This window comes from Agrobacterium sp. SUL3 (assembly GCF_001263295.1).
Lineage (GTDB): Bacteria > Pseudomonadota > Alphaproteobacteria > Rhizobiales > Rhizobiaceae > Agrobacterium > Agrobacterium tomkonis.
Genome location: NZ_KQ414498.1, coordinates 122,040 through 146,556, shown reverse-complemented (window position 1 = coordinate 146,556; position 24,517 = coordinate 122,040). Strand labels below are relative to the sequence as shown.

Annotated in this window: 26 protein-coding genes; 2 read left to right on the top strand and 24 right to left on the bottom strand. The window is 57.7% G+C overall.

Going from position 1 to position 24,517, the window contains the following annotated elements; genetic code table 11:
• Nucleotides 1-3: 3 nt before the first annotated feature.
• The 24 genes from AKG12_RS00840 to motA all read right to left on the bottom strand — a co-directional run bounded on the left by AKG12_RS00840 (nucleotide 4) and on the right by motA (nucleotide 22,815).
• Nucleotides 4-561, bottom strand: a complete 558-nt coding sequence (locus AKG12_RS00840) for a rod-binding protein (protein WP_046800607.1) — start codon at nucleotides 559-561, stop codon at nucleotides 4-6.
• 114 nt (nucleotides 562-675) lie between these two features.
• Nucleotides 676-1,095, bottom strand: coding sequence for a hypothetical protein (locus AKG12_RS00835; RefSeq protein WP_046800606.1), 420 nt, complete (start codon nucleotides 1,093-1,095; stop codon nucleotides 676-678).
• Nucleotides 1,096-1,108: 13 nt separating this feature from the next.
• A complete protein-coding gene (fliR, locus tag AKG12_RS00830; RefSeq protein WP_052817107.1) occupies nucleotides 1,109-1,864 on the bottom strand; it encodes a flagellar biosynthetic protein FliR in 756 nt (251 codons plus the stop codon).
• A complete protein-coding gene (gene flhA / locus AKG12_RS00825) occupies nucleotides 1,861-3,948 on the bottom strand; it encodes a flagellar biosynthesis protein FlhA (protein ID WP_046800604.1) in 2,088 nt (695 codons plus the stop codon). The genes fliR and flhA overlap by 4 nt, the downstream gene beginning before the upstream one ends.
• 158 nt (nucleotides 3,949-4,106) lie before the next feature.
• A complete protein-coding gene (gene fliQ, locus AKG12_RS00820; RefSeq protein ID WP_046800603.1) occupies nucleotides 4,107-4,373 on the bottom strand; it encodes a flagellar biosynthesis protein FliQ in 267 nt (88 codons plus the stop codon).
• A gap of 49 nt (nucleotides 4,374-4,422) precedes the next feature.
• On the bottom strand, nucleotides 4,423-4,893 hold the full coding sequence (gene flgD / locus AKG12_RS00815; RefSeq protein ID WP_046800602.1) for a flagellar hook assembly protein FlgD: 471 nt from the start codon (nucleotides 4,891-4,893) through the stop codon (nucleotides 4,423-4,425).
• A complete protein-coding gene (gene flbT / locus AKG12_RS00810; protein WP_046800601.1) occupies nucleotides 4,884-5,333 on the bottom strand; it encodes a flagellar biosynthesis repressor FlbT in 450 nt (149 codons plus the stop codon). The genes flgD and flbT overlap by 10 nt, the downstream gene beginning before the upstream one ends.
• On the bottom strand, nucleotides 5,330-5,674 hold the full coding sequence (flaF, locus tag AKG12_RS00805; protein ID WP_045021979.1) for a flagellar biosynthesis regulator FlaF: 345 nt from the start codon (nucleotides 5,672-5,674) through the stop codon (nucleotides 5,330-5,332). Before flaF ends, flbT begins: the two co-directional genes overlap by 4 nt.
• Nucleotides 5,675-5,708: 34 nt before the next feature.
• Nucleotides 5,709-6,812: a flagellar hook-associated family protein gene (locus tag AKG12_RS00800; RefSeq protein ID WP_046800600.1), complete on the bottom strand. Its 1,104-nt coding sequence runs from the start codon at nucleotides 6,810-6,812 to the stop codon at nucleotides 5,709-5,711.
• Between the two features lie 3 nt (nucleotides 6,813-6,815).
• Nucleotides 6,816-8,309, bottom strand: coding sequence for a flagellar hook-associated protein FlgK (gene flgK, locus AKG12_RS00795; protein WP_046800599.1), 1,494 nt, complete (start codon nucleotides 8,307-8,309; stop codon nucleotides 6,816-6,818).
• 22 nt (nucleotides 8,310-8,331) lie between these two features.
• Nucleotides 8,332-9,636: a flagellar hook protein FlgE gene (locus tag AKG12_RS00790; RefSeq protein WP_046800598.1), complete on the bottom strand. Its 1,305-nt coding sequence runs from the start codon at nucleotides 9,634-9,636 to the stop codon at nucleotides 8,332-8,334.
• A 105-nt stretch (nucleotides 9,637-9,741) separates the two neighbouring features.
• Nucleotides 9,742-10,413 carry a response regulator transcription factor gene (locus AKG12_RS00785; RefSeq protein WP_046800597.1) on the bottom strand — a complete coding sequence of 224 codons (672 nt, stop codon included), beginning with the start codon at nucleotides 10,411-10,413 and terminating at the stop codon, nucleotides 9,742-9,744.
• Between the two features lie 282 nt (nucleotides 10,414-10,695).
• Complete coding sequence (locus AKG12_RS00780; RefSeq protein WP_046800596.1) at nucleotides 10,696-11,262, bottom strand: lytic transglycosylase domain-containing protein; 567 nt, start codon at nucleotides 11,260-11,262, stop codon at nucleotides 10,696-10,698.
• Nucleotides 11,210-12,571, bottom strand: coding sequence for a flagellar hook-length control protein FliK (fliK, locus tag AKG12_RS00775; RefSeq protein WP_052817105.1), 1,362 nt, complete (start codon nucleotides 12,569-12,571; stop codon nucleotides 11,210-11,212). Before fliK ends, AKG12_RS00780 begins: the two co-directional genes overlap by 53 nt.
• On the bottom strand, nucleotides 12,568-13,857 hold the full coding sequence (motC, locus tag AKG12_RS00770; protein WP_046800594.1) for a chemotaxis protein MotC: 1,290 nt from the start codon (nucleotides 13,855-13,857) through the stop codon (nucleotides 12,568-12,570). The genes fliK and motC overlap by 4 nt, the downstream gene beginning before the upstream one ends.
• Nucleotides 13,854-15,134, bottom strand: a complete 1,281-nt coding sequence (locus tag AKG12_RS00765) for a MotB family protein (protein WP_052817103.1) — start codon at nucleotides 15,132-15,134, stop codon at nucleotides 13,854-13,856. The genes motC and AKG12_RS00765 overlap by 4 nt, the downstream gene beginning before the upstream one ends.
• Complete coding sequence (locus AKG12_RS00760; RefSeq protein ID WP_052817831.1) at nucleotides 15,131-15,781, bottom strand: hypothetical protein; 651 nt, start codon at nucleotides 15,779-15,781, stop codon at nucleotides 15,131-15,133. The genes AKG12_RS00765 and AKG12_RS00760 overlap by 4 nt, the downstream gene beginning before the upstream one ends.
• 260 nt (nucleotides 15,782-16,041) lie before the next feature.
• Nucleotides 16,042-17,358: a flagellin N-terminal helical domain-containing protein gene (locus AKG12_RS00755; RefSeq protein ID WP_052817100.1), complete on the bottom strand. Its 1,317-nt coding sequence runs from the start codon at nucleotides 17,356-17,358 to the stop codon at nucleotides 16,042-16,044.
• Between the two features lie 298 nt (nucleotides 17,359-17,656).
• On the bottom strand, nucleotides 17,657-18,094 hold the full coding sequence (locus AKG12_RS00750) for a BspJ family T4SS effector nucleomodulin (RefSeq protein WP_046800591.1): 438 nt from the start codon (nucleotides 18,092-18,094) through the stop codon (nucleotides 17,657-17,659).
• Nucleotides 18,095-18,099: 5 nt separating this feature from the next.
• Nucleotides 18,100-19,182, bottom strand: coding sequence for a flagellar biosynthesis protein FlhB (gene flhB, locus AKG12_RS00745; protein WP_052817098.1), 1,083 nt, complete (start codon nucleotides 19,180-19,182; stop codon nucleotides 18,100-18,102).
• Between the two features lie 128 nt (nucleotides 19,183-19,310).
• Nucleotides 19,311-20,354, bottom strand: a complete 1,044-nt coding sequence (gene fliG / locus AKG12_RS00740) for a flagellar motor switch protein FliG (protein WP_046800589.1) — start codon at nucleotides 20,352-20,354, stop codon at nucleotides 19,311-19,313.
• A gap of 27 nt (nucleotides 20,355-20,381) precedes the next feature.
• The gene (gene fliN, locus AKG12_RS00735) at nucleotides 20,382-20,921 is read right to left on the bottom strand and encodes a flagellar motor switch protein FliN (RefSeq protein ID WP_046800588.1); all 540 of its coding nucleotides are present in this window, start codon (nucleotides 20,919-20,921) and stop codon (nucleotides 20,382-20,384) included.
• 65 nt (nucleotides 20,922-20,986) lie between these two features.
• A complete protein-coding gene (locus AKG12_RS00730; protein WP_052817096.1) occupies nucleotides 20,987-21,946 on the bottom strand; it encodes a FliM/FliN family flagellar motor switch protein in 960 nt (319 codons plus the stop codon).
• Nucleotides 21,943-22,815 carry a flagellar motor stator protein MotA gene (gene motA, locus AKG12_RS00725; RefSeq protein ID WP_046800586.1) on the bottom strand — a complete coding sequence of 291 codons (873 nt, stop codon included), beginning with the start codon at nucleotides 22,813-22,815 and terminating at the stop codon, nucleotides 21,943-21,945. Before motA ends, AKG12_RS00730 begins: the two co-directional genes overlap by 4 nt.
• Before the next feature lie 185 nt (nucleotides 22,816-23,000).
• Between motA and AKG12_RS00720 the strand changes: the two genes are divergently transcribed.
• On the top strand, nucleotides 23,001-23,780 hold the full coding sequence (locus AKG12_RS00720; RefSeq protein ID WP_052817094.1) for a DUF1217 domain-containing protein: 780 nt from the start codon (nucleotides 23,001-23,003) through the stop codon (nucleotides 23,778-23,780).
• 1 nt (nucleotide 23,781) lies between these two features.
• A complete protein-coding gene (flgF, locus tag AKG12_RS00715; RefSeq protein WP_052817091.1) occupies nucleotides 23,782-24,516 on the top strand; it encodes a flagellar basal-body rod protein FlgF in 735 nt (244 codons plus the stop codon).
• The last annotated feature ends 1 nt before the right edge of the window (nucleotide 24,517 follow it).

Here is a 24,517-nt window from a genome sequence, read left to right as displayed (position 1 = left end):
TTCTCAAGCCTCGTCCGTTTTATCATTTGAAACGCCGAGGACCTGCCGCTCGAACTCCGCCACCATCCGAATTGCAGCATTATGGTCTTTTTCATTCATCGATACGTCGGTAATGCCTTTGCTTTCGGCTTTCCTCAACGCATCCTTGTAGGCCTGTTCCGCAATGCCGACGCCGCCATTTCTGGAGATCGTGTCGGCAAACTGTTCCGCCATCATGCTTTTCCAGATTTCGCCGGCATTACCCTTGCCATAAACTTCCTCGCTGTCTTTCGGCAGCATGTTGGCAACGAAGGTCTGGAGAACTGAGGCTTCATATTTGCGGTAGGTTTCGGGAATCTCCGTGCGCGCCGAGCGAATATTGGTGTCGCCAAGGCCCGCCTTCGAGGAGGCGCCATCCAGCATATCGACGGCGGCGCCAAAGCCCTTGCCCGCATCTGCAAGGCTGGTTGCGGCAAAAGCCGCCTTGTTCGCCTTCAGCTTTTCCTGGGCGATCTGTACTTCCTGGGGGTCCGCAGCGCGCACCACATCCATCACCAGATCACTTATCACCGATATCGCCACGTCCCGATCTCCCGAGCTGACGAACGTGTGGCATGGAAAGCCGACGCGTCCGTTCAATCAAGAAACATCGCCGGAGACGTCTTTCGAACGCCCGCGATGCAACAATGGAACGGACTATGGATCGCCAACCTTGCTGGAGGCTGGTGTCCGGGATGCGTTTGTCATTTCAAGCAGATCATAGATTGCATTGTCGTCGGCCTCGCGATCCTCGAGATCGCGGGCAAGGTGCATTCTGTCCTCAAGCCGGTCGGCCTTGGTCTTTTCCTTCAGCACCTTGTTTTCCTGCAATTGCTGCACGCCGGCAAGCTGGCGATCCTTGACCACAAGGCGGCCGTAACGATCCGAATAATGTCTGGAAAACGTCTGATGCACCGGCTCCATGGAACTCATGGCTTCCAGCACGTTGTCCATGGATTGCGCCACTTCGGTACGCACGCGGGTGGTATCGGCCAGCTCCACCTCGGCCATTTTTTCCATGTGGCGCTGGACCGTTACCAGACGCTTGAGTTTTGCCGATCGCTTGTCCGAAGCCATGGGTTTCTCCAGATCAAAAACCGATGAAGACCGGGCCAAAACCATCCACGAACTGACGGATGAGGGCCGCGACCGAAAGGTAAAGCATGAAAAGACCACCCGCCAGAACGAAGGGCGTCGAGATGAAATAAACCGGAATCTGCGGTGCCAGCTTATTGATGAGACCGACGGCAACGTTGAACATCAGGCCGTAAATCACAAAGGGGCTGGCAAGCCGCAGCATGATGGAGAACGATGCCCGCAGCGTATCGGTGAGTGTGATCAGCATCTTCTGGCCGCTGATAAGCGCCCCGACCGGCGTGGCGGTATAGGAATCAACCAGCGCTTTCAAAACGATATGGTGGAAATCCAGCATGAACAGCACCAGCAGACCACCGAAGGTGATGAAGTTGGATATCTGGTTTTCCTGCACCTCTTCGATGACGTCAGCACCGCCGGGCGCGCTGAGACCGATGGAAGCGCCGATGAGCGCACCGGTAAACTGGAAACCGAGCGTATAAAAGCGTGCGATCAGGCCATACATCGAACCGATGACGACCTCGGTGAAGATGAGGCCGACGACCGTGCCCTGGCTTGCGCCGGAGACTTTCGGATAGATCGTATCCCACAGCACCGGCAGAAGCGCCATGGACACCGCGACGCACAGCAACATGCGGATTTGCGGTGAAATGCGCGAGCTGGAAAAGCCCGGCATTGTCATGAAACAGGCGCCGATACGGCAAATGGCAAGGAACAATGCGATAATTGTCCCTTGCGGGTCGGTTATCATGAAATGGCGCCCAGGATCTTGATCTCCAGACCCTTGGCCAGTTCCACATGTGAAAGAACCGGCAGGGTCGCAAAGAGTCGCTCGATAATCATGCGCACATAGGACCGCGTTTCCGGCGAGGTTACAAGGACAAAGGGCAGTCCGCGATCCATGAATTCACGGATAACTTTCGAAGCCTGCTCGGAGAACTCTTCGAGATGGCGCGGATCAATATCGAATTCGACGATTTCGCCCTTCTGATCGCGCTTGAGCGCCTGATGGAAGACCATGTCCCACTTGTTGCCGAGGCGCAGGACGCGCAGCACGCCGTTGTCGGCGAGATCGCCGCAGAGCTGCTGCGACATGCGCACCCGCACATGTTCGACGATCTGTTCCGTCTTGCGCACATGCGGTGCGAGTTCGGCGACCGCTTCCAGAATGAGATGCAGGTTGCGGATCGATACGCGTTCGGCAAGCAGCAGTTTCAGAACCGCCTGCAGGCCGGAATAGGACATGTGCGACGAGCAGATTTCGTCGGCCAGCTTCTTATATTCCGGATCAAGCCTGTCGATCAGGATCTTGACGTCCTTATACGAGAGGAGCTGCGGCAGGTTGTTGCGGATGACTTCGCTCAGATGCGTCAGCACGACAGAGACATTGTCGATCGGGTGGAAGCCTTCGCGTTTCAAATCTTCGGTGAAGGTTTCGAGGATCGAGACGGCAGGCATGCCGAAGGCGGGTTCGCGGATTTCGTCGCCGGGAATGCTCGGCTTGCGCCCTGCCCCGGTCACCACGAGAACATCGCCGACACGCAGGTTGCTCGACGCGATGGTCGTGCCATGGACGCGAATCTGATAGGCCTTTTCCGGGATCATGATGTCGTCGGAGACCTTGATCTCCGGCACGACGAAGCCGTATTGGGTCGCAAATTTCTTGCGCATCTTGCCGACGCGGAAGGCCAGCTCCTGATGCGCGCCGAGAAGGCGGGTCGACACCTGCTTGCCGAGCGCCAGTTCGATCTCGGCGGTTTTCAGCACCTGCTTGACCGAATCCTTTTCCGCTTCGGTGGTCTGGAGAACCTTGTTCTCCTCCTCCTGACGGCGGAGAGCGTTTTCAGCTTCGGCCTGGCGCGGAATATACCAGCTGCCGAAGGCCATGATGCCGCCAAGGAAGATGAAGGGCAGGAAGGGAAGACCCGGCATAACCGCCAGCAAGCCCATCAGCATGGCCGAAACCATCAAAGCGCGGGGATAGCCGCTCAGCTGATTGACGACCGCCTGATCCGTCGAGCCGGCGGTGCCGCCGCGCGACACCAGAAGGCCGGCCGCCAGCGACACGATAAGCGCCGGGATCTGCGAAACGATACCGTCGCCGACCGAAAGCTTGACGAAAACATCCGCCGCCTCGCCGATCGGCATGCCGTGGCGGAAATAGCCGATGATGATGCCGCCAAAGACATTGATTGCGGTGATGATAAGACCGGCGATCGCATCGCCGCGGACGAATTTCGAGGCACCGTCCATCGAACCGAAGAAGGAGCTTTCCTCTTCCAGTTCGCGGCGACGGCGCTGTGCTTCCTTTTCATCGATAATGCCGGCGGACAAATCCGCATCGATCGACATCTGCTTGCCGGGAATCGCATCCAGCGTGAAGCGCGCGCCGACTTCAGCGATACGAGTGGCGCCCTTGGTGATGACGATGAAGTTGACCGTGATCAAGATCAGAAAGACGATCAGACCGATGACGAAGTCGCCGGACATGACGAGGCTGGAGAAACCCGCAATCACGCCGCCCGCCGCCGTCGGCCCCTCATTACCGTGCGAAAGGATGACACGCGTTGTCGCAATGTTCAGCGACAGGCGGATCATGGTCGCGATCAGCAGCACGGTCGGAAACGACGAGAAATCCAGCGGACGCTGGATCCAGAGCGCCACCATGAGGATGAGAACCGAAAGCGCTATCGAAAACGCAAGCCCGATATCCACCATAACGACTGGAATGGGCAGAAACAGAACGCAAAGGATTGCCACGATGCCCAGCGCGAAGCCGACGTCCCGCATGCTCGGACTTACCTTGGGCAAGGAGATGACTGGTGGTTGCGCCATAAAATCGTCCTGTCTCTTCATGAGAAGGGCGACGGAAAAGCCGCCGCACGGTTCGCGACACCGGCTTTTCGAAATTGCGCGCGCAATTCGGTCCGATGCTTCAGCCTATCCCTAGTCGCTGAAGCTTGCGCGAGGGTGGCATCCGCAGCGCTCAGATGTCAGAAGCCGGACTGGATGCGCGAAAATACGAGATTGGAAAAAAGGCCGATCTGCGCACCCACAAAGGGGGCGGCAATGCCAAGGACGAGCATGATCGTCACGATTTTAGGAACAAACGTCAGCGTCATTTCCTGAACCTGGGTCAGGGCCTGTATGAAGGCAATGGCGACACCGACGATCATGGCGGCCAGAACGGCCGGACCGGCGGCGACGAGAACAGTCCAGACTGCTGCCTGCATGATATCAAGCGCATCGGCCTCGTTCATCGTCGCATCCTTTATTTCAGAAGGGCGGCATCATACCGCCCCTACGCTATCACGAATCGGCAGGCTTATCCGAATCGGTATCGCTATCAGGTGTAGTCGCGATCGGACCGTTCGAGAAGCTCACACCGGCCTGCAGCAACACTTTGTCACCAGCTTCGGTAATGGCGACAACGCCGTCCGAATAGACTTCGACTTCCTTCACCACACCGGTGACCTTGTCGTCGGCGCTCTTGACCGTCTTGCCGACCAGATCGGAAGCGCGTGTCAGGGCTTCGGCCTGCAGCATGCTCTTCAGATGGGTGTTGGTCTTGATCGTCTGCTCAACCTGCGAGAAGCTTGCCAGCTGCGACATCTGCTGACCGGCATCCATCGGGCTGGTCGGATCCTGATTCTTCATCTGGGCGATGAGGAGCTTCAGAAAGCTGTCATAGTTCAGCGAAGCTGCGTTCTTGTCATTGCTGCTCGCCCCGGCATTGGCCCAGGGGTTAGAGGCTGCCGAGTTGACTGCATCTACCGCCATGGTGCGATCTCCTTGCGAATCTGTTCGATCGTTGCGGGGGTCATTTCCTGATTGTTGAGGATTTTTTCCTCGGTCGGATAAAGACCGCGAATGGCCTTCAGCGCTTCGAAGGCCTTGCCCGAGGCAACCAGCCCGTCGATCCGCTTGAGTTCCGCCAATATCTCATCATGCTGGAAGCAGTTCAGCAGCATGCTGACGGACTTGCGGAACATGTTCGTAGACTGTTCGCGCCCTTCCGGGTTGATGAGGATCATCTGCGCGATGAAATAAAGCTGCCTCAGCGGCGTCGTCGCCTGCTCCGGCTGCAAAACGTGGTTTTCAAGCAGGAACGTGACATCGTTCAGGAATTCGAGCGCCACTTTGCGATCCACCCGCAAAACTGCACCGTTGATGAAAATCTTTTCGCCCGATTTCAGCGAGATTCGAAGTGTACTTTTCATTTCAGTCCATCCCTGATGATGGTTGTCACGTCAATTATGCCCTGGAAATTCGTCGACTGACGTTTCCGGATCAGTTCGCACTCTTTCAAAATCCAGATCGCGATCGAGATCAGATTGGCCCTCAGTTCCATAGCCAGCTGGTTATCCGGCTGCTTGAGGTCCTCAATGAATCGGATCCAGACCCGCCGAGTGTAAAAAAGTGCTTCGATCGTATGGCGTTGGGAAGACGAATCCTTTGCCTCCACAAGCAGTTCGATCGATTTGGTCAACGCCTGCCGCTCGCGATCCTTCGCGTCTGCGACACCATCCTCCATGATTTCGGCGTAGGAAAACTGGTACATTCATGTATCCTTTATCTGCCGCCACCCCTGTTCATCAGAGGTAGTTCACCAGACTCATTTTTTGCAGACGCGACGTCAGGCTGTAGGCGATTTCGATCTGCTGCTGCAGCAGGTCGAGACGGGTCTTCGCTTCGTAGGTATCGATACCTTCGATATCCAGCAGATGCGTCTCGATGATCTTCTTCTGCGCGGCCAAAGAGTCGTTCGACTTTTTGACGCGTTCCTGCGAGAGGCCGAGGCCGCTGGCCTGCTGGTTCAAACCGTCGATCGCGGTACCGATTGTCGTAACCGCGCGGGTGGCGACAGCTTCACGGACATCGCTCGGAACCTTGTCGTCGAGGAAGGTCATCGCCGTCATTGCCGTCATCGCGAAATAACGCATGCCCTGCGAATTACTGTTGGTCGATGTCTCGATCACTTCGTTCTGGCTGATCCGGCTCGTCATGTTGGTGTCGCTGGCCTTGGAGCCGAACGTCGTCCAGAAATCAACGTTCTGACCGGTGGTAAGACTGCTATGCGGCGGGTTGGTGACCGTCGTCGTGCCGTTGAATACGCCTTCCATATGGGTCATGAAGGCGTTGACCTGATCTTTGGACAGGTTGGCGATGCTTCCCACCGGCGGCGTCTGCGTCGCCATGAAATGGTTCAGCTCATCATTATAAGCGGTCTTCAGCGTCGAACCATCGGCGAAATAGTCATCGACCGGCTTCACATCCGTATTCGTACCGGAAAACAGATATTCGCCATCGACAGCAGTGTTCGCGAAGCTGGTGAAATTGTTGAGCGCATTGGTAATTTTCTGGTTGACGGTGGCAAGCGTGGGCTGCGCGCTGCTCGTATTCGGCACCAGAACGCCGAGGATTTCCTGGGCGGCCTTTGCCATGCCGTCCAATGCCGTCTGCGACGATTCAAGACGTTGCGTGGCAAAGGAATTGACCGTGACAAGCGAAGAAATCCGCTCCACATCCCGATTGAGATCGAGGCTGCGGGCCGTATTGGCACCGAGAGTGACGCCGAGATCCGCGTGCTTGCCTGTCGTCAGTTCGGTATTGAGCTTGGTCATCTCAAGCTGGGCCTTGAGGATGGTGCTGCGCATGCTGTTCTGCATCGCCAGCGATGAAATGAATGACGTTTTCATCTTTTACCTCACCATGTCCATCAAGGACTTGAGCATTTCATCGACGGTGGTCACCAGCTTGGTGGCTGCCTTGTAAGACTGCTCGATATCCATGAGCAGCGACAGCTCCTCATCCAGGCTAACCGCCGTATTGTTCGAATAGGAGGCGGCGGAGCGCTCATAGAGCGCGCTTTTCGCTTCGTTCGCCGAAGTCGCACCGGATCGTTCCTGTTCGAGCCAACCCATCGAGTTGGTGCCGTATTTCAAGATGCTGGTATTCGTATCGATACGTGTCGACGCGGCAAAATTCATGGGCGCGTCGAATGCGGTCACATAGCTGTCGATCAGGGCGGAAAAGCCAGTGCCGCCCGTAGCTGTGGTATTGACAATATAAGCGGTACCGTTGATGCCGCCGTCGCGCAACAATTCCGGGTTTCCACCTTTCGAAATAATTAACGCGGAGTTGACGTTAATGCTGGCAGCGAGTCCCGGAACGATAACGCCAGCGGCAGGAATCTCGCTTGTGGCCGTTGCTCCCGCCCATGTGAACAGGCCAGGTTTCGCCGTCAGGGGCGTCGCGGGCGGTGCCGGCTGCGTGATCGGCTTTTCCGCAAACATGGTGATCAGGCCGCGAGCGATTTCGTCGAGCTGGCTCTGCATGGTCGGTGCCAGATCGTCACGAACCTGCATCAGACCCTGCAGCGACCCTTCCGCTGTCGTGTTGCTGCCGTTGCCGGCCTTGAGCGCCACGCCATCGACATAGATCGCATTGCCCGTGGTCGTCGCATCGTAGCCCGGCTGCGCCTTGAAGGTGACCTTGCGCGGCACGACTTCGAAGAGGGTCGCACCTTCCGTGGTGTAAAGCGCCACATCGTTGTTTGGACGATTGACGACATTGATGCCCATGATGGACGAAATGTCCTTCAACAAGGTCTCGCGCTGGTCAAGGGCGTCGCTCGGATCACCGCCGATCGCCGTCTGCGCCTTGACCTCGTTATTGGCTTCCTCGAATTTTGCAAGCAGGCCGTTCAGCTTGTCGACCTGAAGGGAGATTTCCTTGTCGGCACGCAGACGCATCGCCTGCAATTCGGAAGACGCCTTGTTCAGGGAACTGGCGACATCCGCAGCCGAGGTCACAGCCGTCGCCGCAAGGGCAGCATTGCTCGGCTTGGCGGCGTAACCGCTCAGGCTCTTCAGCAATTCCTTCATGTAGGTAGACGGCGAGCTTTCATAATTGTTGCCGCCGAAAATGCTCTTCATCTCCTCAAGGCCGGTCAGAACGGTGTTCTGACCGGTGGCCAGCGAGGCGCTGGAGATCGTCTGCCTGAGAAGACTTTCATTCTGGGCACGGCCATTGGAGACGATACTCGCTCCGGCCATGGTCGTGCCGAGAATGGCGGTTCGCTTGACGTAATTCGCATTGCCGACATTGGCAATATTCTTCGAAGTAACGTCTGTCTGCTTACCTGTATTATTGAAAATCGACTGCGCAGTATTCATTGCTGACGTGAGCGACATTCATCTGTCCTCGTAGGAATTACTATCTCTTCAGATTGATCAGGACGTCCATCAAATCCGATCCAGTCTGGAAGACCTTCGAATTCGCGGTATAGATACGCTGGGATTCAATCATGTCGGTGAGTTCACTGGCGATATCGACGTTTGAGCCTTCCAGTGCACCCTTCTGGATGTAACCAAAGCTGCCCGTCTGCGCGAAACCGATGGTAACGACGCCCGACTCGTTGCTGGGCAGATAGACGTTGCCGTTCTGCGGGCTGAGGTTGTCGACGCTCGGCACGGTTGCCAGCGCCAGCTGGTAGATGTTGCGGCGGCCACCATCCTGATAGACTGCCGTCACCACACCGTCCTTGCCGATTTCGACATCCTTGATCTGGCTCGGACCGTTACCGTTCAGGATTGCGGTGCCGGGCGTGAACTTCGAGGAGAACTGCGTCATTTCGGACAGATCGATCTTGATCGACTGCGCTACGCCGCTGACCTGATCGTCGATGGTGATGGATGTCGGAGATGCAGGGGTTCCGGTTTTCAGCTTGTTGGTCGCCGGATCGAAGACCAGCGTTACCTTCTCCTGCACCAGATTTGCAGCCGGTGTTGCCGTGTAAGGGAAGCCGCCATTCGTCGACTGATCCTGACGATAGACCGACACTTCCCATTGCGGGTTGCCGGACGTGTCATTGTCGATGCGCGTATAATAGAAATCGTAAAGGACTTTGGCACCACCGCTGTCGAATGCCGTCAGCGATGTTTTTGCGCCGATCTTTGCGGTTGCGACGTTGTCAATGGGGCGCGAACCTGCCGGTACGATTGCTTCGTCACGGTTCAGGTTGGCCGGGAAGCTACCCTGCGTCGAGGGCGATGCCGTCAGACCAAAATTGTTGACGTTGATGGCCTCGAGACCGGTAAAGCCGTTGACGACGGCAGCCGGCGGGTTGGAGCCGTAGGGGTAACCCATCAGCTGGAAGCCCGCTGCGTTTTCCAGATAACCTTCGGCATTCTTCACGAAGGAACCGGCGCGTGTGAGGTAAGGCGTGCCTGCACCATCCTGAACCACGAAGAAACCGTTGCCCTGAATGGCAAGATCGGTGCTCGAGGTGGTGTAGGAGAGGTTGCCCTGCTCGGAAATGCTGTAGCGTACATTGGACTGCACGCCGCCGGAGGCATAGCTGCCCGACGAGGAGGGCAGAACGAGCGAGGAGAACGACGTCGATGCGCGCTTGTAGCCGGTGGTGCTTGCGTTGGCGATGTTGTCGCCCACGGTGCCCAGCTTGTTCGCCTGCGCATTCATGCCGGACACACCGGTTCGCATAGTGCCGAAAATACTCATTCAAAAACCCTCGTGGTCATCTTTCAGGGAGAAGGTAAAGCGTTTGGCTTGCGTGAAGCTGTCTGAAATACCGCGTTTGAAAAAGACCACGCGGGTCAATGAAGATCATTGCCAATCAATGCTGTAGCCGAGGAACCGCTTGGAATCGACCGGATCGTAGCCGAGCTTCTTGCGCAGCTTCTTGCGCAGCTTGCTGATGTGGCTTTCGACGACATTCTCTTCGACGTCATCATCGAAGATGCCGTAGATGGCATTGAAAATCTGCGTCTTGGAGACGCGGCGTCCGCGATTGGCGATCAAATATTCAAGGATGCGGCGCTCGCGGCGCGGCAAGGGAAATACTTCGCCACCGACTTCCGGATCACGGCCATCGGAGAAAACCCGGATAGGTCCGGCATCGGTAAAGTTCGAAATGACCTGCAGCCGGCGACGGATCGCCGCCGCACGCGCCAGGATTTCACGGGGGTGAACCGGCTTGCGCACGACATCGTCGACGCCGCTGTCGAACAGTGCCAGCGTCGATTCCAGCGAGGGCTGGTCGCTGACCGCGATAACCGGCGCCGTCGTGCGATCCCTGATCGCCTTCGGCAAAGAGAAGCTCCGGTCGCCCTGGCCGATCAAGAAGGCCTCCACGGCCGCAAGATCGCTTTCCGCTGCCGTCGAGACCCATTCCCCGAATTCGACCGGATCGAACCCGGTCGAGGGAATGCCCTCACGCCCAAATAGAGATGTATAGCCGTCTTTAACGAGCTCGCGCTCATCAACCACTACGATCATTCGTCCGCCTCCGAATCAGTGTGGTGTTTTCCAATAAGGCATTGGTACGAATCGGGGGATTCAGCGACAACTGTAGGAAATCATCGATAGATATTAATAATTGATTAACTATTTTGTGCCGATTTGATCTATATATAGTGGTTGTTAACCATATATGGCACAAAATTTTTGTGTAAAAATTTTAAAATTCCCAAAAAACCGCTTGCAGCGCCTTTTTTCGATCAATCTATCGCCACATTTCAAATTACGAGTCCTGCGGTTCTTAAAGACAATTTCAGGTTGTCAACCGTCGCAGAAATTTTTCGCGTTGGCAGTCCATTTTCCGTAGCCCGTCGCCACCAGATTGGCGATGACCCGGCAGACATATTTCTTCTGCGCCGGATCGTTATTGGGGCCGGCATGATAACGCGCGACCGCCATGGTCCAGGTTTCATGCCTGTTGTGAAGGTTGCGCAGGAACATGGCGGCATATTCGACATTGCGGCGCGGATCGAACATTTCGCGCGCGGATGTGAAGTTTTCGCCGTGAAAATAGTGGTTTATCTGCATGCATCCGAGGTCGATCAGCTTGGCGCCATTGCGCTTCGCCGCCTCGAAAGTGGTCAATGCCTCCTCCGTGGATGCGGCAAATACCGGTTTTCCTTCAATATTCATGGCATTGGGGTCAAGCCGTCCCTTGCGGCCCGTCTCGGTCAGGCCAACGGAATAGAGAATTCCCTCCGGCACGCCATATTTGCGGGCGGCGGACTGGATTTCTCTTTCACAGACACCTGATGTTGCCGAAGCCGAGGCTTTTTCAGAGGTAGACGCCATTGTCAGCAGAAGAACGGCCAGAGCCGAGAGCGCCATCCATGCCTTCATTATGCACCCCCAAATTATCACCATTGCCTTGCCGGCCATCCCGTGCGCCGGACTCGTCACGGTTGCGCCCTGCAGCGGCCTGCTGGCCCTGCTGCTGCGCCTGCTGATTTTGCTGATTGTTGCCTTGTGTGCCCGTTTGGTCACTCTTGTCGGAAGAAGCGATGCTGATCGTGATGTTATCGACCGTCAGACCCTGCGCTTTCAGGCCATCAAGGATGCTCTTGCTGTCTTCCTGAAGCTTTTTATAGGCCGCAACGCTCTCCACCGTCATGTGAACGGCGAGCTCGTCGCCGGCCAGACGCAGCGACATCGTCACCGATCCAAGCTCGATCGGCGTCATATGCAGCTTCAGCGTATGGACAACCTTGCCTGTGCTGCTCTGGGCAGCGGCGTTGGAGAGCGACGAACCGGGCTGCATCGCGCTGACCCATTCCGGATCATTGGCGATGAGACCGGTCAATGCGGATGCGTTGGTCGATGGCGCCAGGCCGATGAACCGCCGTGAATCGAGCACCGTTATCGTATCCGCCGCCTTGCCGGTGCTTTCCCGGGCATCAAATTCAACGCGGCCTTCGCGCTGAACCGTGCTCATGTCGAGGGCGCGGGACGTGCCTGAACGCGCTGAGGCGAAGCGGAATGCCGAAGCACCATTTTCGCTATCCGAGCCGGATTCGGCCTCATTGCCAGCAAGCTCGGCTCGTGTCGGCATGTCCTTGGGCGAAGGCTCCGTCTTGCCACGGACGGTCTCGGTCCTGTCGGATTTGACCGGATCAGCCTTGCCGGCGATCGCCTGTGCGATCTCCTCAAGCGGTGTCTTGGCCGTCGCGATATCGCCGACATTGGTCGCGATCGTATTCATATCCGCCAGTTTCGGCTCAATGGCATCCGCCGTCGTTTTCGTATCCTTGTCGGCGTCGTCCTTGAGCTTCTTGCCGGTCTTGCCGTTTTCGACCGATGTGCGCGCCGGTTTCCCCGCGTTCTGAAGTTCGGCTGCCGTCTCATGGCTGCGACCTTCTGCGGAATGGTCGTTACCGATCACATTCAGGAAGGTCGAAGGCCGCTTCACCGGTGTCTTTGCTTCTTCTTCGCCACCTTCGGGCTGCGCGTGCTGCTCCTCAGCCGAACCTGCTTCCTGCTGATGGCGCGAATGCTGTGCCTGCGTTGGGCGCTCATCGCGAACGGTGGACAGGGCCTCGCCGAAACTTCCGCCCCTGGCGTCGTCCCTGACTGCAGCGCTGCCGGCACGCGGATCATTATATGGCGCATTCACTATCGCGTTGATGGTTCCGTCGATCATGGTGCCCCCTCGCCTTTCTTCAACAGGCTATCGATTTCATCAAGCTTGCTGCGGCCGCTCGTTACGAGTTGCCGCACATTCTCGCCCTCATCGTCAGCCTTGTGGGTTTCAACCCGCCATATGCTCTTTTCTCCAGTGCCAGCTGTCCCATTCGAGGATGGGTTCTGTCTGGCGTCCTGCTGGGTAGTCGCAGCGCCGACCTCGGCGCCGGGCTGCCCCGGCTGCAACGAGGGTGCGCGGACCACCTGCTCGGCGATCGCCCTTGCTGCATCCCGCAGCGCCCTGTCGCGATCTGAAAGCTGCCCTTCGGGGATCTGCACGATCGTCTCGATCGCACTCACCACATCGGGCGTGCCGATGTTGGAAAGGCTTTCATAGAGATTTGCCTGTGCTTCCGGCTGGTCCGGCAGGGCGGGAGACAGAGCTTTCGCCTTCAGCGCCGCCATGCGTGCCAGCCCGTCCTTGCCGCTGATCGCCGCCAGACGGGAGAGGCGCAGATAGGCTTCCTTCTGCCTTTCCGTGTCCATCATGGCGAATGTTTCCTGTATCGCTTCCTCGCTGATGGAATCCGCCCGCTTGACCACCAGCGAGACCAGAAGATCCGCAAACTGGCTGGCATATGGCGAATGCAGGAATCGCCGCGCGTAGCGCTGCGCATAATCGACACCGCGCGCCGCATCGCCGTCTTCAACCGCAATCGCCAGCGAGCGGCGAAGGGCCGCCTCCTCGACGATGGTGCCTGGCGCTTCGAGCCGGGCTATGTCGTAAAAACCGAGGGCCGCCAGCGGATCACGCGGGATCGTCACATTGCCGCCGATCAGTGCCAGGTAGGCGCCGATCCGCGTGCCGCGATATTCCGGCACCATGGCTGCAATGCTCTGCGCCACCAGCGTACCCTTACCCGAGAGGTATTTGCGCAGGATATCGGCGACGCGACTGTCGAAATTACCGTCCACATCGCGCGCGACCAGCAATTCCAGCGTCGCCGGATTGCCGCCGCTCATGGCATAGACAAGCGCCGCATCGACATTACGCGGATCCTTGAAGATCGCCGATGGTGCACTTTTAAGCCGCTCATCGATCGTCTGGAGCAGGAACCGCTGCATTTCCGTTGCCGAATGGTCGCCCATGGCAACCGAATCCTGCACGAATTGCAGGGAGCGCAACATGGCGTAGGGCATGAGGCTGTCTTGCGATTGCGAGAATGCCTTGATCGGCTCCGCACCGAGACCGCAAAGCGTCGCCGCGAGAAAAAGCCAGCGTTTCGAGGATTTCGTCACACTCACCCCCGATCGGCCTCAAGCAGGATTTCGATACGGCGGTTGGCATCCGCCAGAGGGTCTGCCGGCACCTGCAATCTGCGATCCGCAAAGCCCGAGACCTGTTTCACCCGCTCTTCCGACAGGCCGCCACGCACCAGCATGTAATAGGCGCTGTGGGCGCGATCCATTGAGAGCCGCCAGTTGTCATTGGCTTCGCCCTTGAACTGTCGTCCGTCGGTGTGGCCGCGGATCACCACGCTGCCGCCCCGTTCCTGAAGCAACTTGCCGATCTTTTCCATGGCCAGAACCATTTCACCCCGCGGCACGGCCGATCCGACATTGAACATCGGCGTCTCCGACTGGTCGGAAATGGTGAGCAGCAATCCACCTTCGGCCGGCGTTACCACCAGGCCTTCAGAGAGCTTGCCGGTAATGCCTGAAATCTGCTTTTCGATTTCTTCGCGCAGCGTGTCGGCCTTTTGCCATTCGGCATCAGTGGCCTGCTGCTCGTCTGGCTGAGATTTTGCGAGTGCTGCCTGCTCGGTGGCGTCCGGGCGCTGCTGCGGTACAACGGCGGCAACTTCCATCGGCTTGCCGTCCTGCGAATGATCCGCGGGCTTTTGAGAGGCTGCGGCTAACACCGCTTCGGCATCCTTGGCGGCATCTTGCTGCTTCTCCGCCGTCTGCTGCGGCTCCGTCGGGTTCTGCTGCTGGTCGGCGCGGGTGATCTTCACCTGCTGGGTCCAGAAATCCGGGTCGAAAGGATCGCGATAGGCTTCACCACCGCTTGCGCCCGTCGCCGGGCCGGAATCAGCAGCACCGCCCTCGCCCTTGGCGCTGACATTGGCCTGCTGCCCGACCTGCTGGGCGATTTCCGCCAGTACCGAATAGGGGTTCTCGAAGAAGTCGGCTTCCGAGAAATTCGACTGTTCGCCAGTCTGGGACGTCAGGTCCTCGCCCGTCGCCGCGGCAGAGCCCTGGGTCACCTTTTCCGCCTTGATATTCGACTGGTCCTTTTTCTCGACACCCTCTTCCTTGTCCACGGGCTTTTCCAGCCCCTTGGACGAGGGTTTTTCATCGGACAGTTTTATCGGATTGAAATAGCTGGCGACCGAGGCTTTGGTCTCCTCATTGGCGGCATTGACCAGCCACATGACGAGGAAGAACGCCATCATGGCCGTCATGAAGTCGGCATAGGCGATTTTCCAAGCACCGCCATGGGCGCCATCGTGTCCGCCCTTGTGGCGTTTGACGATGATGATCTCGTTTTTGCCGTGGTGGTGATTTTCGCCTTCACTCATTTCATCACCTTGCGAAGACTGGACGCCCAGGCCGACATGCGGGTCACGAACACGCTTTCGCCCAGTTCGACGGAAAGGTCGATGTCCGTGGTCTCGGTAAATTTCATCGTTTCTTCTTCGAAGCCCGGTTGGGCCTTCAAATGCTCGAACAAATCTCTGGGACCTTTGACGACAATCGTGACAGCCTCGCCATCCGGCATGGAAGCGCGCACGACATCCGCCAGCGCCGAAACCGCCTTGAGCGACAGCTCTTCCGTCAGAACCGGGGCAAGGATACCGGCCGTCTGTTCGCTGAGATTGGCCGCGATCGCATCGATGCCCTCACGCAGACCACGGGACAGGAAAACCGCGATCTCCTCGAGGTAGACGGAACGCAGGGCCTCCAGTTCGGCCGCATGGGAAGCCAGTAACGCGTCCTGCTCGGCCTGCATCTTCTCAGTGATTTCCCGGGTCGCATCGTCGCGGCCACGCGCATAGGCAGCCTGTTTTTCGCTTTCGACATCGACGGTCTCGAACTCATCGAAACCGGCAGCGACATCATCGAACCCGGACATGCCCTCGGCATCCGCCAGCGGATCGCCAAACGCCAGCCCGGCGGGCTGGCTGTCACCGAAATCCTTGAGATATCTTGCAATAGAGGCGCTCATGCGCGCCCCCGGCAAAACTGGCCAGAGAGGCGAGACATGTTTCCTTGCCTGCGATTTAAGCCGTTTGGCGGCACCATCGTCATCCTTGCTACCCTGTCCGTCTCTTCCATTGCTCCGGCCGGATCACGCCATGCGATCCAGCCGATATTGCCCCGACGTTAGGTGTTCAAACTTGTGCGAGGATGAAGGCGGCCTGTTCCGGAAGCCCGCGCCTTGTCTCCGCGTCTTGTCTCCGCGCCTGCCCACGCCGGGCCAAACCCTTACTTGAAGAGCTGGAGGATATTCTCCGCGTTGGCATTGGCGATCGAAAGCGACTGTATGCCGAGCTGCTGCTGCGTCTGCAGCGCCTTCAGCCTGGTCGATTCCTCGTTCATATCCGCATCGACGAGACGACCGATGCCCTTGTCGATCACGTCCATCAGGCTCGAAACGAAGTTTTCCTGCATATCGATGCGGCTCTGCAGCGAACCAAGGCTGGATGCCGCGCTGGTCATCGCTTCAAGCTGTCCGTCGACAAAGGACATCATCGCATCCAGCACATCGGCTTCGGTATATTGCTCTCCCGTCATCGTTCCCATTTTCTGGGCGAGGTCGGTCAGCTTGTTGATGTCGAGCGTCGATACCGAGATTCCGAGTTTGCGGGTGTCGGGATCGACTGCCGCGGAAATGTCGTAGTACCAGTTGGTGTTCGGCGATGTCGTCGTTGCGACCGGTGTGGTGCTGTCGGTGGCCGGAGCGGCGGCACTTGCCGGATCCGTAGAGGTGAGCTTTACCCAGACGCCGTCACCGATCTTCAAATATCCCTGGGTACTGGCGGCATTCGTATAAATACCCGTTGCCTTGAGACTGAAGCCGGCCAAAGCAGCGACCTCGCTGTCCTTCAGCGTAGTAACCACGTAATTCTTGTCGGTGACTGTCGGAAGTGCAGGTAGCGCGGGCGTGTCCGTCGTGCGCATCGTGACCGACGTCTCGTTCTTCCGGAGGAAGCGGGCCTCGGTGTCGAGAATGCCGAATTTTCCGCCGCTCAGATCGAACAGCACGGTGCTCGAATCAAGCGAATAATCGACAGTCGTTACGCCCACCGAGCCTGCAGCGGTGCGGGTAAACGAGGCAACGATCTTCTTGATGGTCGGCTCTTCGGCAGCCGGTGTCTTGCCATCGCCGATTTTCGCCTGGAGCCAGTTTTCGCCGGAGAAGGAGGCCGATTCGGAAATGCTTTTCAGCTGGTCCTGAAGCTGCTTGATTTCTTCCTGGATCTTCGTCCGGTTGCTACCTACGCCATAGGCGGCGACCAGCTTCGCCTTCAAAGACTTGACTGTCTCGATGGCGCTTTCAACGGCCTCGAAGGCGGTGTCGACCTTGGCGGCTCCCAGACCCAGCGCGTCCTGTACGGCCGAAAGCGCCGTGTTGTCGGAGCGCATGGTCGTGGAGATAGACCAATAGGCCGCGTTATCCGCCGCCGTCTCGACACGGTAACCCGAAGAGACACGCGCCTGCGTTGTCTCAAGGCTCTTGTCGATCATGCGCAAGGTTTGCAGCGCGGCCATTGCCGCCGCATTGGTCATAATGCTGGTCATGGGTTCCACCCAATTCAAAATGTAAGAAGAAATCCGGCGCAGCGCCGAAAACGAGCAGGAGCATCATGCGCATCGGCGATGGTTGAAATGAGCCACCGCGACCTGCCGTTCGTTAACAAATCGTTAATTCGATAGGTACCAAACAACAACGCTGATTTGCAAGGCGTTCCTCGCTTCGCCGGAGCGGTTTCGCATAAAGCGGCAGGCTTCAGGCAAGCTCGGGCAAAAAAGCGATCAAACAAAACCGTTGCGACCGCCAATTCGGCAGTCGCAACGGATAATTATCCGGTTATGATGTTCAGGCCGCCTCGCCCTGATGGGCCGGAACGAATCGGGCCGCCATCAGGCTTCTGCGCAGGAACTCGGTATTCTCATCCGGATTTTCCGACGGGTTCTGAAACGAAACATGATTGATCTCGACCGCCGCATGTTCATTGGCGAGAATCAACTGCGCATAGACCGTGGCGCCTTTCGGTTTGATTTCGAGATCGAGAACGATCTCCGGGGCGCCTTCCCATTCAAGCTTGTATTCGCCACCCGCACCGAAATTGATCGTGCCGGGATGATAATAAAGCTCCGCGGCGGAAGAGACGAGGTCGGCGATGCTGCCATAACACTCGAATCTGAGCAACGAAATCAGGTCTGCCGGGTCTAGCAATCGTAATTCGGTAGCGATCGGGTTGATCGCCTCTGCGACGATCATTTCCCGCTGTTCAGAATAGGCGGATTTTTTCATTGGTTTTATTGAACCCGTATTTTCGATGACTTCATGGCGTAAACCCGATGAACGAGCTCAGCCACAGCCTTATAAAAGGCTGGTGGAATCACACTATCGATCGAGACTTGCGCAAACATGGAGCGTGCGAGCGGTGGGTCTTCAAAAACGGGGATATTGTTTTCTTCCGCAATCTCGCGGATTTTCAATGCGATAAGGTCCTGGCCCTTGGCGACGACAACAGGCGCGTCACCTTCTTCGCGCACGTAACGCAACGCCACCGCAAAGTGTGTCGGGTTGGCGATGACAAGTGTTGCGCGCGGCACATTGTTGATCATGCGGCGGCGGGCGCGATCGCGGGCGATAGAACGCTGGCGGGATTTGACCACAGGGTCGCCCTGTGATTGCTTGTACTCTTCCTTCACCTCGTGTTTCGTCATTTTCAGCTGGCTGAACCAGTGGTGGCGCGTCCACAAAAGATCGACGGCGGCAAGCAATGCGGTCGAAAGCAGGATCACGACCATCATTTTCTTGACGATCTCGACGACCCTGACAAAAATCACCTGCGGATCGGAAAACATCAGGTCGATGAGGCTGTAGAAATCGCCGCGCAGCGACATGAACATGATGATCGAGACGATCAATATCTTGAACAGCGACTTGCCGAATTCCACGAAGCCCTGCTTGCTGTAAATGCGCGTGACCCCCTTTGCGGGCGAGATGCGCGACCATTGCGGGCGCACCCTCTCAAGCACTGGCGATGGCAGGTTCTGGAGAAACGACGAGGCAAGGCCGAAGACGATGAACATGATCATGGCCGGCATGAGCAGATAGGCCATGGACGTGCCGAGGAAATAAAGCAGAGACAGGGCATCAGGCCGGGTGCTGAGGTCCCATTGTTCGGGCTGACCGAACAGGTCTTTCAGCGTGACGCCAAGACGGCCGGCGCCATCGGGCAAAAAGAAGACCAGATAACAGTAAAATGCGAGCGACGAGGCAAAGATCGGCACTTCCCGAGAGAAGGGAAGATTGCCCTTCTCAGCCGCATCGCGGAGCTTTTTCTCCGTCGGGGCTTCTGTTTTACTGTCCTTGTCCTCATCGTCTGCCAAGGCACGTTCCCGGGATCATAAAAAAGGCCCGCCGATCCCGGCAGGCCGTCATCCCGAAACTAGCGTCCGGGGCCGGCCATCGCAATGGCCGGTTCTGCCCGAAGGGTGGGTTATCAACCGGCTTCCGCTCAAGCGGCGGCCGATTGTTCTTCCGCGCCGGCTTCCTTCAGCTGAATCTGGCCGGAATTGGCCAGACGGATAGCCTCCTGGGCAACTGCGCGGCGGGCGATCGCCACTTCGCGGGTGTTGACCGAGGCCTGCGGTACGGCAAGATCCGATTCGATCATGCGGCGCTGGCGCGGGCTGATGCTGGACAGCACACATTCCTTGATTTCCATCGTGGCGCCACGCAGCGCCATGGTCAGAACGTCGGCCGAAACATCGTTGAGCAGCATGACGCGGCTGCGCTGCGGCATGAACATGAGGTCGTCGAAAAGGAAGATCTTCGGCTTGACCTTGTTTGCGGCTTCCTTGCTCAGTGTTTCGAGCGAGCTGAGCAGCGTATCGACCTGCGGCTTTTCCAGCTCGTTCATCAGATCGGCAACCTTTGTGGAGCCGCCTGCATTGCGTTCCGCTTCGATCTCGTTGATCAGATTGATCACACGCTTCTCGATGATCTGGGCAGCCGTCGGGCTCACTTCCTTCATGTTCACCGTGCGGTTCATGATATCGGCGCGCTGCTCTTCGGGAATGGTCAGGAGAACCTTGGCACCGAAGGATGAGGGCAACATGGAGAGGATATAGGCGATGGTCTGGGGATGTTCGCGCAGCAGGAACTTGCCGACGAATTCCGGCTCCGCTTCCTGCAGGCGATCCCAGATCGAGGCTTCATAGGCCTGGAAGGCTGCACGACGACCGAGAAGGCTGTCCACCTCTTCAGGGGTCAGGCCTTCTTCGAGAATGCTTTCGATTGCCTTGGCATTGTCCATGAGACCCGTTCCTTCGGTGAACAGGTCTTCGAACTCCGCCACGATCTGCGCAAGTTCATCGGGAGGAATGACGCGCAGGGTCTGGGCCGAGGAAATGATCATCTGCAATTCGTGCTGCGTAAAAAACTTCAGCAGCTTGCCGGCGACGCCCTTGCCCATGGCAAGCAGCACCGCGGCCGCCTTGTCGGCCTGAGACAACGGCTTGCCCGCAAGGGGGTTACCGAAATCCTCGAAGTCCATCATGGTCTTTCCTCTCCGTCCCCACAGGGATCAGGCTTTTCTGGTACTCATTACTTCAATCAATTTTACGCCGAAGCGCGTATCGTCGTCTTCAAGTACCGTTATCTCACCGCGCGCAATACGGCGGCCATTCACCATGATCTCGACGGGCTCGCCAATCTTGCGGTCAAGCGCAATCGTCGCACCCTCTTCGAGGCTCATCAGTCCCGAAACCAGCATACGGCTGGTGCCGAGAACGATCTGGACATCGATCGGGATGTCCATGATCAGTTCCATGTTCTCGGACAATCCGCTGCCAAGCGGCGCCTTCACACCCGCGACCTGCGGGGTGGTGGCGAAATCATCCATCGCAAAACTGGCCGCTCCGCCACCGAAGGCGGAAAGGTCGGTATCATCGGAAGCGTCGTCCGTGCTTCCGAAATCGCCGAAGTCGCCAAAATCGGACAGCGAACCTTCCGCGTCCGTCTTGAGGACGCCACGCAGATCGCCGATAGCCTGGTCGATGTCGCCGGCATCTTCCAGCGACGGCAGCTCCGCATCATCGGTCAGAGGTGTTTTCTTCGTAGCCATGCGCTGATTATTCCCTTTGAAACTTGCGTCAGCCTGCCCAGAGCCCAAAAAGGGCGGGCAGGATTTTAACCCATCAAATGTCGCAAAATCTCGTCGTCCGTGCTGACATTGTTCTTCACCCGAACCATGTAGCGCTCACCGGACTTGCCGAATTCGCAATTATAGAGCTTGGAGCCGTTGGCGCTGACCTCGACGCCGATATCGTCCTGCTTCAGATCCTGAAACGGAATGACATCGCCGGCCACCAGTTTGGAAATCGTCCGCAAGGTCAGCGTTTCGAGCTTGATGCGCGCCTCGAGCGTTACCTGCGATCTCTTCACCTGCTGCGAGATCATTTCCATCCATTCCTCCTGCTTCTTCAGCGCCTGGGCCGAAGCCTTGGGCGCGACGATGGAGGTCTTGAGCAGGGGCCGCTGCGGCACGATGAGAGAAAACTCCGACGAAACCTTGCCGATATCGATCTTCATGCGGATGCTGACGCCGTAAAGGCCGGCAATCATCTCGTCGAAGGCGCTCTTTCCATTGGCACTGAACGGCGGGTCGATCGTCGCCTCGAAGCCGCCCGGCGCGTTGACGCCCGAACGCAGGACGCCCGCGATGCGGCCGAGAACCATGGCCGCAAGGTCAAGTTCGATATGCGACAGGTTGCGCTCGTCAGGTTCGCCGATGGTGTCGGGTGCGGCACCCAGCATGCGCTCCATGAGCGCGATGACAAAGCCGTTGCCGACCGCCATCATGAAATTGGGGCACCAGTTGCGCAGCGAACAATCGGCAACCGAGACGTTGTGCCCGACATTGGCGATGAGATCGGTCATCAGCCCCGATTCGGAACCGATATATTCGACGTCGATCGCGATGCCGGTCTCGCTGTGAAAGATATCAGGCAGGAATTCGCTGTAGAGATGGCCGATGTCGGAACCGATCCTGGCGATCGTCTTGCGATCGGAAAGCCCACCGGTGAGTTGCGCGAGCAGGGCCGTGTCGATGGCGGGGGCTCTTTGCGCTGCAGCTTTTGCCATGGTCATGCCGCCTTGTTTTCGCCGCCGGGATTCATCATCTCCTGCTCGACGGCGTCGATGGACGGCCGCTCGTAGTTGGAGATGGTCTTGCGGCCGTATTCAAGCGCGACCTGCGGCACCGAACCGTTCATGTAGGCGATCAGCGTCTGCTTGACGATGATGTAGAGGCGGTGCTGCTTGGAGCGGACGATCTTGACCTGCGATGCGAGCGGGTTGCAGATCGAGTAGGACAGGATGATGCCGAGCATGGTGCCGACGAGTGCGGCGCCGATCAGGCCGCCCAGCACTTCCGGCGATTCGTTGATCTTGCCCATGGCCTTGATGACGCCGAGAACCGCCGCGACGATACCGATGGCGGGGAAGGAATCGCCCATGGTGGTGATCGCGTGGTAAGGCTTCAGCTTGTCGTAGAGGATGGTTTCGATTTCTTCATCCATCAGCGCCTCGATTTCGTGGCTACGGGCATTGCCGATGATGATGAGGCGAACGTAGTCGCAGATGAACGAGGTCAGTTCCTTGTTCTTCAGAACCGAGGGCGCCGACTGGAAGATCGAGGATTCTTCCGGATTGTCGATGTGCGCTTCGATCTCGTTGCGCGATTTCGTGCGCAGATCGCGCATCAGCGAATAAAGCACACCGAGCACGTCGAGATAATTGCGCTCCTTCGGAACCGAATGTTTGAAGGCCTCGCCGAGCGCCTTGCCCGAATCTTTCACGACCTTCATCGGGTTCGCCATGATGAAGCCGCCAAGCCCCGCCCCGCCGATAATCAACAGTTCGAACGGCTGGATGAGGACGTCCAGATGGCCGCCCATCGCCATGTAGCCGCCGATGATGCAGCCGAAGGTGATTATAAGTCCAATTACAATATTCATTGATCGACCACGCCCGAACAGTGTTCCATGCCGCCATCTCTAGAAAATGTGGCTTGCGTGAACCTGTCCGCTACGCCTCTTTCATGCTTCTCCGGCAACCAGTTTCGCACAAGCAAGCTACGGCAATATGCCGGCAAAGGCGGACGTGCGCCTCGAGATCGGGATCAAACGAGAGCGGCGGTTCAGTGACTTCCACCTACACCAGCTACAGACTGATCAGTCAGGACATCGGCAAGTCGCTTGAACGCGTGTCGAAGCAGCCTGACGTGGCGCGCGAAACCGAATATTACCGCGCGAAGATCGGCGATGTGAAATCCATCGATGACTTCATGGCCGATACACGCCTTTATAATTATGCGTTGAAAGCCCATGGCCTCGAGGACATGGCCTATGCGAAAGCCTTCATTCGCAAGGTGCTGACGGAAGGCACCTCGGACAAGGATGCCTTCGCCAACAAGCTTTCCGACAATCGTTACGCGGATCTGGCGAAATCACTGAATTTTGCCGAGCTTGGAAAAGCTGCGACCGCGACCGAGGCTGCACAATCGGGCACCATCGAGAAATATACCCGCCAGACGCTGGAACAGACAGCCGGCGATGACAATAACGGCGTCCGGCTTGCCCTTTATTTCGAGCGCAAGGCGCCGACGATCAAATCAGGCATGGATTTCCTGGCCGATGACGCGCTCGCGCAGGTGTTCCGCACAGCCTTCAACCTGCCTGACGAATTTGCCGCTGCGAGTGTCGAAAAACAGGCCGCTCTCATCGAAAAATCCATCAAGATCAAGGATCTGCAAGATCCTGAAAAGGTCGGCAAGCTGCTCGAGCGTTTCACCATCATGTGGGAAATGCAAAACCCTTCGACGACCTACGACCCCCTGGCCGTTTTCGGCTCCTCCAGCGGCTACGGCATTTCCCCGGACCTGCTGATTTCCATCAACTCCCTGAAACTCGGAGGCAAATGATATGCAATCCGGACTATATGTCGCCCTGTCCTCACAGATCGCGCTGGAGCGCCGTCTCACCACCATTTCCGATAATATGGCGAATGTGAACACGGTCGGCTTCCGTGGCTCCGAAGTGAAATTCGACGAAATGGTTGCCAAGAACCACAATGACATGAATGCCAAGGTGGCCTTCGTTTCACAGGGTAACGACTATCTCTCCACCCGCCAGGGCGCTTTCGAGCAGACCGGCAATTCCTTCGACTTCGCCATCAAGGGCGACGCCTGGTTCTCGATGGACACGCCCGATGGCCAGATTCTGAGCCGCGACGGCCGTTTCACCATGCGCCCGGACGGCGCGCTGATCTCGTCGAACGGTTATCCCGTCCTCGACGCCGGCGGCGGTCCCATCCAGCTCAATCCGAATGGCGGACCGATCACCGTCGGGCTCGACGGTGCCATCAGGCAGAACGAGAATATCGTCGCCACGCTCGGCATCTTCAAAGCCGATTTCTCGCAAGGTTTCCTGCGCCATCCCAATAGCGGCGTGAAGCCCGTGGCCCAGCCGACACCGGTCGTCAACGATCACGAGGTCGGCGTCGTTCAGGGCTATCTCGAACAGTCGAACGTCAATGGCATTTCCCAGATGACGCAGCTCATTCAGGTCAACCGGGCCTTCGAGAGCATTTCCTCGCTGATGCGCGATACCGAATCCACCTTCGGCGAAGGCATCAAGACGCTTGGCGGCGCGCGTTAAG